The 8,900-nt window shown below is 33.6% G+C and carries 13 protein-coding genes; 11 read left to right on the top strand and 2 right to left on the bottom strand.

The window, feature by feature from the left end:
• Nucleotides 1-109: 109 nt before the first annotated feature.
• Together ABT245_RS45220 and ABT245_RS45215 are read right to left on the bottom strand one after the other, a co-directional pair.
• A complete protein-coding gene (locus ABT245_RS45220) occupies nt 110-1,351 on the bottom strand; it encodes a tyrosine-type recombinase/integrase (protein WP_351746815.1) in 1,242 nt (413 codons plus the stop codon).
• A gap of 32 nt (nt 1,352-1,383) precedes the next feature.
• Nucleotides 1,384-2,070: a helix-turn-helix domain-containing protein gene (locus ABT245_RS45215; protein WP_012898391.1), complete on the bottom strand. Its 687-nt coding sequence runs from the start codon at nt 2,068-2,070 to the stop codon at nt 1,384-1,386.
• 446 nt (nt 2,071-2,516) lie between these two features.
• On the opposite strand from ABT245_RS45215, the gene ABT245_RS45210 reads away from it, so the two are divergent.
• The 11 genes from ABT245_RS45210 (at nt 2,517) to ABT245_RS45160 (ending at nt 8,731) form a co-directional block, all read left to right on the top strand.
• Entirely contained in the window at nt 2,517-3,203 is a 687-nt protein-coding gene (locus tag ABT245_RS45210) for a Rha family transcriptional regulator (RefSeq protein WP_179107678.1), read from the top strand.
• A 71-nt stretch (nt 3,204-3,274) separates the two neighbouring features.
• The gene (locus tag ABT245_RS45205) at nt 3,275-3,445 is read left to right on the top strand and encodes a DUF1655 domain-containing protein (protein ID WP_269889312.1); all 171 of its coding nucleotides are present in this window, start codon (nt 3,275-3,277) and stop codon (nt 3,443-3,445) included.
• On the top strand, nt 3,417-3,701 hold the full coding sequence (locus ABT245_RS45200; RefSeq protein ID WP_351515821.1) for a hypothetical protein: 285 nt from the start codon (nt 3,417-3,419) through the stop codon (nt 3,699-3,701). Before ABT245_RS45205 ends, ABT245_RS45200 begins: the two co-directional genes overlap by 29 nt.
• A gap of 145 nt (nt 3,702-3,846) precedes the next feature.
• Complete coding sequence (locus ABT245_RS45195) at nt 3,847-4,116, top strand: hypothetical protein (protein ID WP_010906216.1); 270 nt, start codon at nt 3,847-3,849, stop codon at nt 4,114-4,116.
• 9 nt (nt 4,117-4,125) lie between these two features.
• Nucleotides 4,126-5,823 carry a hypothetical protein gene (locus ABT245_RS45190; RefSeq protein ID WP_312258058.1) on the top strand — a complete coding sequence of 566 codons (1,698 nt, stop codon included), beginning with the start codon at nt 4,126-4,128 and terminating at the stop codon, nt 5,821-5,823.
• Nucleotides 5,824-6,192: 369 nt separating this feature from the next.
• Nucleotides 6,193-6,375, top strand: a complete 183-nt coding sequence (locus tag ABT245_RS45185) for a hypothetical protein (protein WP_003132807.1) — start codon at nt 6,193-6,195, stop codon at nt 6,373-6,375.
• A gap of 18 nt (nt 6,376-6,393) precedes the next feature.
• Nucleotides 6,394-6,600, top strand: a complete 207-nt coding sequence (locus ABT245_RS45180) for a hypothetical protein (RefSeq protein ID WP_011675329.1) — start codon at nt 6,394-6,396, stop codon at nt 6,598-6,600.
• A 161-nt stretch (nt 6,601-6,761) separates the two neighbouring features.
• On the top strand, nt 6,762-7,334 hold the full coding sequence (locus tag ABT245_RS45175; protein ID WP_312258059.1) for a hypothetical protein: 573 nt from the start codon (nt 6,762-6,764) through the stop codon (nt 7,332-7,334).
• Between the two features lie 17 nt (nt 7,335-7,351).
• Nucleotides 7,352-7,714 (top strand): hypothetical protein, encoded by a 363-nt coding sequence (locus ABT245_RS45170; protein ID WP_312258060.1) that lies wholly within the window; start codon nt 7,352-7,354, stop codon nt 7,712-7,714.
• 179 nt (nt 7,715-7,893) lie between these two features.
• Nucleotides 7,894-8,064: a hypothetical protein gene (locus tag ABT245_RS45165; protein ID WP_012898380.1), complete on the top strand. Its 171-nt coding sequence runs from the start codon at nt 7,894-7,896 to the stop codon at nt 8,062-8,064.
• A 160-nt stretch (nt 8,065-8,224) separates the two neighbouring features.
• Nucleotides 8,225-8,731 carry a GNAT family N-acetyltransferase gene (locus ABT245_RS45160; RefSeq protein WP_032944448.1) on the top strand — a complete coding sequence of 169 codons (507 nt, stop codon included), beginning with the start codon at nt 8,225-8,227 and terminating at the stop codon, nt 8,729-8,731.
• Nucleotides 8,732-8,900: the final 169 nt, after the last annotated feature.

Here is an 8,900-nt window from a genome sequence, read left to right as displayed (position 1 = left end):
CTATTATATTATATAGACGGATTAGTCTCAAACCTTTGATATTAAAAGGTTTGAGTTTTTTATTTTTATCTAACAATAGAATTAACAGAGTTTTTAACAGAGTTCTATTTTAAAAGTTGGCATACTTAGTAAATAGTTCAAGCTCTTTATTCTTCTTTTCGGGCTCAAGATGTGAGTATAGGTCCATAGTCAATTGCAACTTTGAATGACCTAGCCTTTCTTGAATCACTTTATAACTCATTTCAGCATTTAAACAAAGGCTAGCGTGTGAATGCCTGAATCCATGAAAGCTCAACAACGGCAGTTCAGCATTTTTGATTATATTATTCAGCTTGTAGATAAGGTTGTGATAATCCATCACTCCACCTTCTATTTTTGGAAATACTAGGTTTTGTTGTGGATTTCCTAACTTCATAAAGTGTTTCTTTTGAAAGAAGTACCAGCTTTTTAATACATAAATTGCCTTATCGTCAATGCTAATAATTCGATTGCTTTTATTGCTTTTTGGTGTATCTTGAATTTGAAATCGTCTAACTGTGGTTTTGCTGACAGATACAGTCTGGTTTTGAAAGTTAATATCAGACCATGATAAGGCCATAGCTTCGCCAATACGCAAACCAGAAGCCACAAGCAAGCGTAGAAGAGCTTTAAAGTATTCATTTGACCACTGGCCACTCTTTAGAGATTCAAGGTAATTAAAGAGTTTTGCTAATTCCGATTTTTTGTAGAACTTTATCTCTTTTTTTGCTTGTTCCACCTTTACTTGGGGTACGATCACTGACTGACAAGGATTGTTCTCAATGATTCCAAGTGAAAGTGCATGTTGAAATATGCGATTGATGATATTGAACTGCAGCTTGTATCGTTTAGCTTGTCCAGTAGTACGCTTTTGTCTCCCATTAAGAGGAGCAGCGGCGCTTTTTCCCCATTTGATAACTTGCTGCTGTATTTGTGCTGTGGTAATCTTGCTGATTCTCTTATTACCAAAAGCTGGCAAAGTATAATTATCGAGATTTGATCTCATTTGGTCAATAGAACCTATTTTACGTTGCAGCTTATAAAGTTCAAAAAAGCTCTCAGCAACCTCTTCAAAAGTTTTTAAGACTTTAATTTTTTTAGTACAACCATTTTTTATGAACTCATTTTGAAGACGTGAAAGTTTAACTTTTATGTCTTTTTTTGTACGCCCAGTAATGGAAGTTCGAACTTGCTTACCTGTCAGCACATCAGTACCGATATAAGCGCCACGGAGAATATAGCGTACTTCTCCGCTTTTTGTTTTGTATTCTTTTATATTTAGTTTGTTCATGTTGATTTGTCTTTCTAGCACCGCCCAGTACGCAAAAGTCAAAACATGAATGTTGATTTTAAAAGTGTAGGAAGTTAAAGTTCATTTTCATTAGAATCTTTACGACGATAATCTTGCCACCTTTTTTTTAATTCGGCTTTAGTGATGCCATCTTCGAGGGCAAAGTAATTTTCAGGGTTCTGTATTTGTTTTTCTAGTAATTGCTTCTTTAATTGAAAAACTTTTTTTCTGTGTTTCCAAATGAGTAGTTGATCTATTTGTGCATTGGCTAGTTTAAATTCATCAGAATAAAAATAATCAGCTTTTTCTTTATCATCAAAATCAATCGTGGGAGAGCTATATAAATAACTATCAATTGTAGAAATCATTTTGTCTAATTCAGGAAGAAGTTTTTTAGCCATTTCTGTGCGTAGAGCAAGAGTATTGTAGGTAGTGGATACAGGGTTTCCCTTATAATCTTTAATTATTTCCGCTGGAACTTCAACGCCGTAATTTTCCTTGGCAGATGTTTGTATTTCATTAATTTCGTCTTGATATGTTCTAAAATCACTAGTTCCCATAATATAGCTAGTCGTAACGTCAAAGTAATCAGCTAAATCTTGCCAAACTTTGAAATCACGAGGAGAACGTTTTCCAGTTTCATAATTAGTCAGCATACCTTGAGAAATTCCTATTGCTTTTGCTACGGTGCTTTGAGTAACACCTTTTTCAATTCGTAGCTCTTTAATACGATTTAAAGCTTTATATACTTCGTTTGCCATATTTTTACCTCTTTATCATTATACAACATTTTGGTAGTTATTTAAAATAAAAATTTCAATTTTGAAGTATATCACTTGACACTTCGAAAATGAAGTATTATACTATTGTCTAGATACTTCAATTTTGAAGTATCTAGAAAGAAGGTGAAGTAAAATAATGTATTTAACATCAGAAATTAAAACTGCTCTACGCAAAAAACGAGGAGTGCTAGATTTAACAAAAGGTGAAGCTGCCAATCAGCTTGGTATTAATCGTCTTACTTATGGACGTCTTGAAAGCCCAACACGTAATGAGAAAGTACGTCAGAGTACATACGAACGCATTACCGAGTGGCTCGCTAAGGACTATTAAAAAAACGCACCGCCCAGTACGTTGAAATTGAGAACAATGAAGTCAGTCGTTGAGATACGATATTGCGTATTAAACGCTAGAAAGAAATTTAATAATGAAAGACTTAGCATTTTTAACCAGTCCTGACATGAGTAAAGCGGAAGTTGTGACTAACCATATCGTTATTGCTGAATATGCAGGAATCGAAAGGACATCGTTACGTTTACTCATCAATAAACATAAAAAAGATTTTGAGCAATTCGGTAAGTTGATATTTGAAATATCGACCTTGCCAGATAGTCGAGGTCAAAAAGTAAAAATCTATCAACTTAATAGAAATCAAGCCATGTTGATGATTACTTATCTGGATAATACAGAAGTAGTTAGAAATTTTAAAATCGCTCTTGTAAAACGATTTGATGAAATGGAGAAGGAACTCTATGCAAGAAAAATTGCAAGAGCAGTTGAAAAGCCGAAAGGAATTACTCTTCATCAAGCTATTTCTGAGTGGAATCATTACTCACGACATGGTAATACATGGCATACGATTATTAGAAGTTTGCTTGCTACAACAGTAACAGGACTGACAAAGAAGCAAATTCAAGCTAGAGATACTGACTGGCGAAAAGAAAAAACGCTCCTAGACCTCCTTGATTCGGTGGAAATGGAACGTTACAAAATGCTTGAAAGTATCGCAATAGCCATGATTGAAGCTGGTTCCGATTACGAACCACTCAAAGTTGCTATTAAAGCAACAATGACAACAAAAAAAGTCCACACCGACCAAAGTAGAGACTTTTAAACTATAAGTAAGGCAAGCTCTTCATGAGTTTTGCTTTACTCAAATTATAACATATTTGAGGAGAAACACAAATGACAGAATTTATAACCATTGATGAAGCGAAGCTATTATTCACACAGTGCTTAGCAAAATCGAGACACCACATTGAAGTGGATGATGTCACTGACAAACTTTTTGATGGTAAAAGCGTAGCTACCTTTACTTTTATGGGGAATGGCTATCAAGTGGAATTGGAGGCTTAAAATGCAATCATCTACTTTCAAAATAGAAGATTTAGAGAAAGCACGAACTTTTGAAAATAAACATTTTTTAATTCTCTCTGTAAAAATGAATTCTGAAATTGGACATCAAGTTTTTTTAAAAAGCATAAAAAACAAAAAAACAGTAATTATTTTCAATCAAAATAAAGCTCCTCTTTGTATCAAAGTATCTCATGAGTTTGCACAAAGTTGGAAACTGAAAAAACAAGCTGAAACTAAGAAAAGAGATAAAGTATGAAATTTATAAAAATGGACGTTATAAGCACAGAAATACTACCTACTTGGTTGGTTAAACCTAGTCGTGCTGAAGTAAGAAAAATATTAATTGTCAATGAAACTAAAGCCCCAAAGTTGCATATAAGACTTAAACGAGGAGGGAAATCATGAGCATCTTATCATTTGAAGCAGAGCAGGAACTGACTCAATCAGTATTAAATCGTGTTGATAAATTAGTTGAGGCAAGAGTTGAACAAAGTCGTGAGTTCCCATATGTGCAACAAGCTGAATTATTGAAAGAACTGAACATTTCAACCACATATTTAGCTAAACTTCGGGCACACGGATTAAAGCAGGTGATTTTAGAAGATGGAGATCGTACTGTTTGGTATAAAAAAAGTCAATTGGAATCCTTGATGGATTCATTGGCTGAATAGGGGGAAGAAGTGACAGAAGTTAAAACTGATTACGGAGATTTGGAAAAACAACGCAAAGCATGGGAACGGTTAGAAAATAATCTAAAAAAGGTGATTGATCTTCCCTGGGAAAAATTTGGAAACATTGATGGCGCTAAGATTCCTCAAAGTCTTGATTTAGTCAATATCTTGCATCGTGATATTTATGAATATCCTTATCTGTCAGTAAAGTCTACAGGAGAAAATAAAAGAATCAAAAGACCTAGTTTGCATTTAAACAATGGTCAAAATACTGTATCTATTTTCTACGGTGGAGTTAATAAAAAAGCTGAAAAAACTGACGATGGAGAAGATAAAGAAGTAGTTACATTAAAATCAAGTAAAAGTATTCCTCGTTTTGTCAATGTGATTTTAGATTATCTATTTGGAAAGATTGCTTTGCATCATGGATATTTATATGATATTTCAACCTCACAATTCAAACGATTGTCAGAGATGGATATTGCTCATGAATATAAATTAGGCAAGCGTTCTGACTTCACAGCTAGTGAAGTTGTAGAAATTATATCTTTTATAGATGAACAGATAAAGCTAAAACCTCTTAAAGAAATAAAAGCATCGATTATTGCTTGTCATGACTTTCAAATGGATCTGCATCAAAAGAAAATTTTAAAAAATTGTTCTATCAAAGACAATGAATGTTACTTTAAAGTGTTTGATTGTCAGCTCTCTGATGTAATTGAAATGTCAATCTTGAACGCTAATTACTTAGGAATGGTGATAGATGATGTAGACAGCTTGCATAATGCGCAACTACAGCCAATCTATCAAATGCTGGTGGCATGTCGTGAGATTACTAAGACAAGGTTCTTTGTCAGTAAATCTGGGACACGTACTGGTAAAGGCTTGCGTCATAAAGTAATTTCATCCATTTTTGATACGAAACATGTCAACCTAGACGAACTCTCAAATAAGGCAACGGCCGCAATGGCTTGGGCTGGATTTGATGGAGGGGAAATGTTACTGGTGACTGAATCAGGAGAAATTGGAAAGAGTTTAGAACGTTATTTGAAAATACTGGCTACTGAAAGCACATATCGTGGTCGAGGTATTGGCCAAAACTATGCGGATATTAATCTGACTGGTGTACTGTCTATTGATTCAAATGAAAAAGTATTATTTTCTTCTGAAATGAATAGCAGGGCTGTGAACATTGCTTTTAAGAATCGTCCAAAAAGAGAGACTGATAGCGAACGTGAATCAATCTTTGCACCCTACTGGGAGGCTTTCACTGAACAGCGAGTATCTGAGACCAGTCGAGAAGCAACGGCGCTTGCAGGAGTGGCTGCTTTATATTCTTCATTTGTCTATTGGAGACAGAATAAATTTAAGTTCAATTTCAAGCAAGTGGAAATGGATAACTTCAGTAGTGATCACTTTGATTTTGACGATGTGCAAATTTATATTATCGAGGAACACATCAAAGGGAACAAGACAATAATCAAAACGGATGAGGTTCAGAAGCTATTGAAAGAAACCTATTACGGTGCTGGAAGTCCTAAACGAAGAAAAGAAGCTCTTGATATTATTGGATATTTTGAAACGGTTCGTACATTTCCAACTTTTGAAGGAAAAAGAAAATCTTTTCGTGTTATTGCAATTGGTAACCCTCAACGTACTGCAAAAGCAGTTGAAGCATTTCTTGAAACAATGTATGAACCACCATAAAAGTGTAATTTAGTTACAAATAGTTATGTTTTTTTGATACTCATAAACAGCTATATAAAAGGATAGTTACAGAAAATACGCAAAATACACTTTTAATATTGAGTAAAATAGTAATTTATTATAAAAGAGTTTGAGTTAATTATACCAATTATGGATACTAGATTTTAATATTCTATATTATATAAAGGAAAAATGTGTAATTAATGTATTTATCGTAACTATGGCTTTATAACAGGGTTTTGAGAGGTTTTAAAAGCGTAATTATTCATAACTATTTTCTTAAATAATATGTAACTATTGTGGTGATTTTAGAAACCAATAGTTAGCAAATGAAAAAAGCTATACCAATTTAGAAAAAGAGGTTTGATAATGAGCTTTAATTTTACAAAGACAGTAGTCTTTACAGTCAATGAAAAAATGCCATTTAATATTCCTTATGATGAAGAGGAATTTGAGAAATTTAGTCATGCACTTTTAGTTGATAAAAATGCGGAGTGGCTAGGTGGCTATTTATTTAACATAAAAAATATTGTTTCAATAAAACGAGTTTAAACATAGGGAGATAAAAAAATGAGCGACAAAGTAATTATGGTTTACACAGTAAATGATGCATCAGCATTTGTCTTTAATCAGACACTGGATAATATGAAAGTCATTGGCAAATGGCAAGATGACCCTGACCAGTTATTTAAACTAGGCACTACCGTATTTAATGGAAGTCATGTTGTGGCGATTAAAGTCGCAAAACGTGGGCCACTTGGTACAGTACCAGAATAATAAAGGAGAAATAATGAGGGTAAGACACCCACCAAAATCAGTTGTTTTAACTAACTTATAAAAACAGCTATCAACCTAATAAACATAGGGAATTACAGGAACTATCAATAGTTCCGATTATAATATATATTTACTAACAAATAAATACAGGAGAAACCACAATGAAAACATTTGAAGAAATTGAAGCAGAACTTATCAATCAAAAGGACGGTAATTTATTGGAAATTGAGAAGTTTAAAAATAATAAAGAAAAAGCGGAAAGAGCCTTAAAAATCGCTAATGATGAATTAATCAAAGCCGAGGAGATCGCTGACTTAGTAGCTTATGATAAAGCAAAGGGGGATATATGGACATCACAACACGCTATTGAATTGTATCAAAAACAGTTAGACAAATTGGAAAGCACTCCATTAGTGACCAAAGATGATTATAATCAATTGGTCTCAGATATTGAAAAGGCTGCCGATAAGTTACAAGATGAGTTGAATATTAAGGGCGCTAAGCTAATGGCAGAACTCAAGTCATTGGCTGATGAATCTAATGCGGTCTACCATAAAGCTGATGAGTTGTTACGTATTGCGCAGTATGATGTTTACAAAGACGCCGATTGTTTAGTAGCGTCAAACGGTACCAGAATAACGCGAGCGGTAGAGTATAAACGAAACAACTCAGTCCGAAATGTTTATAACTTTAAATATCTTGGCAACACATTTCTTGATGATATGAACGCATAATAAAAGGGGGGGACACCATGACAGAAACAATCAAAGACAACAGCCAACAACATACAGGCAATTGGGTTGAGGACATCCGAAAAGGCGCAGAGATTGAACGCAAAGAACTAGAGGAGACGAGCAGACAGCGGAGCAAAGAAGCCTTTGACAAGATGAGAGATAAGGCGAACGCCGAACGTGATGAGATTAATGGATTGATGAAACAAGTTGCCGAAAGAAATTACAATGATAATAAGTTAAAGCGTGACAAAGAAATTGAAACTGCTAAACAAAAAGCTATGCAACAGATTGAATCTGAATATGAAAGCAAGCACGGAGTCGATACCGACAAGACGGAACGAGAAAAGCAAGCATGGAGCAACTTACTAAAAGGTTTATAATTAATAAAAAAATATTTATATTAATTTATTATTTATTAATTTTATTTTTTAAATCTGAAAATATTTTTAAAGAAACTATGGGGGCATAGCCCCCTCCCTCTGGGTCAGCTCGTACTTCACGCCGTCACTGTACATTTTTTCTCGTGTATGTGTTTAACAAGCAGAAAGGAGGAAGAAAAATGAGCGTTATTCGGTGCAAAACTTGCAAAAATTTGTTCAATACCGCCAAGCAAGAAAGATATTGTAGCGAAGAATGTAGAAAAGAAGCTCGTAAGAAAGTTCGTAAAAAATGGGAAACAAAGAATCCTGAATATATGAAAAATTATATGCGAGGATATCGTGAAAAATAGCCTTGTAAGTTTAGTTTCATCGCAATACAAAATATAAAACAAATAAAAAGTCCCCAAAAGGGCTATGATATAATAGTAGTTAAGAAATCAGTTTTTAAAGCCCATTGCAGTGGGCTTTTTTTGTTTTATGGTAAAATACACTTAACAATGGGGGTGGATTATGAAAATAAGGCTAATTGATAAAAGTGATTGGAGTTCATATCAAAAATTGAGATTGAATGCTTTAAAGGCAGCCTCTGAATCTTTTGGGTCTACTTACGAGAGAGAAGTGAAGTTCTCAGAACAAGAAATTATAGAAAGAATATCGCCAAACTCCAGCAAATTCTTTATGGGAATTTTTGACGGAAAAGAATTAATAGGAATGGTTTCATTTCATAAAGAAATTGGAGAAAAGGAAAGACATAAGGGCGATATATATGGAATGTTCATTCATGAAGATTACCAAGGTAAAGGTTTAGGTAAACTTTTATTGTCTACTTTAATTAATAAAGTAAAAAAAGATTATCCGGATTTAGAACAAATAAGGCTGTCAGTTGTTTCAAATAATACTTCGGGTAGAAAACTATATAGTAACTTAGGTTTTGAAAAATATGGAGTTGAAATAAATGCCTTGAAAGAAGGAGACGAATATTTTGATGAAGATTTGATGGTCTTGTTCTTAAAATAAATATTTCAATATCTATTAAATTCGAATAAGCTATAAAATTAACCCTGGCTTTGGCCAGTTTTTTTATTGCTTATGATAAAATTAATAAGGGGTAGCAAATATTAAATATCAAAATATAAGGAATTGAAATGGGGATAGTAACAACTATGGATAATTTAATTGAACTCAA

It is taken from the genome of Streptomyces sp. NPDC001508 (genome assembly GCF_040298665.1).
Classification (GTDB): domain Bacteria; phylum Actinomycetota; class Actinomycetes; order Streptomycetales; family Streptomycetaceae; genus Streptomyces.
Note: the sequence above shows the minus strand (reverse complement) of the source record. Positions and strands in the feature narration are given on the sequence as shown.

Excerpts from the sequence above, each read along its gene's own strand:
- ABT245_RS45180 (WP_011675329.1), top strand. The coding sequence starts at position 6,394 with ATGAGCGACAAAGTAATTATGGTTTACACAGTAAATGATGCATCAGCA.
- ABT245_RS45195 (WP_010906216.1), top strand. The coding sequence starts at position 3,847 with ATGAGCATCTTATCATTTGAAGCAGAGCAGGAACTGACTCAATCAGTA.
- ABT245_RS45165 (WP_012898380.1), top strand. The coding sequence starts at position 7,894 with ATGAGCGTTATTCGGTGCAAAACTTGCAAAAATTTGTTCAATACCGCC.
- ABT245_RS45205 (WP_269889312.1), top strand. The coding sequence starts at position 3,275 with ATGACAGAATTTATAACCATTGATGAAGCGAAGCTATTATTCACACAG.
- ABT245_RS45175 (WP_312258059.1), top strand. The coding sequence starts at position 6,762 with ATGAAAACATTTGAAGAAATTGAAGCAGAACTTATCAATCAAAAGGAC.
- ABT245_RS45160 (WP_032944448.1), top strand. The coding sequence starts at position 8,225 with ATGAAAATAAGGCTAATTGATAAAAGTGATTGGAGTTCATATCAAAAA.
- ABT245_RS45210 (WP_179107678.1), top strand. The coding sequence starts at position 2,517 with ATGAAAGACTTAGCATTTTTAACCAGTCCTGACATGAGTAAAGCGGAA.
- ABT245_RS45215 (WP_012898391.1), bottom strand. The coding sequence starts at position 2,070 with ATGGCAAACGAAGTATATAAAGCTTTAAATCGTATTAAAGAGCTACGA.
- ABT245_RS45200 (WP_351515821.1), top strand. The coding sequence starts at position 3,417 with ATGGCTATCAAGTGGAATTGGAGGCTTAAAATGCAATCATCTACTTTC.
- ABT245_RS45185 (WP_003132807.1), top strand. The coding sequence starts at position 6,193 with ATGAGCTTTAATTTTACAAAGACAGTAGTCTTTACAGTCAATGAAAAA.
- ABT245_RS45170 (WP_312258060.1), top strand. The coding sequence starts at position 7,352 with ATGACAGAAACAATCAAAGACAACAGCCAACAACATACAGGCAATTGG.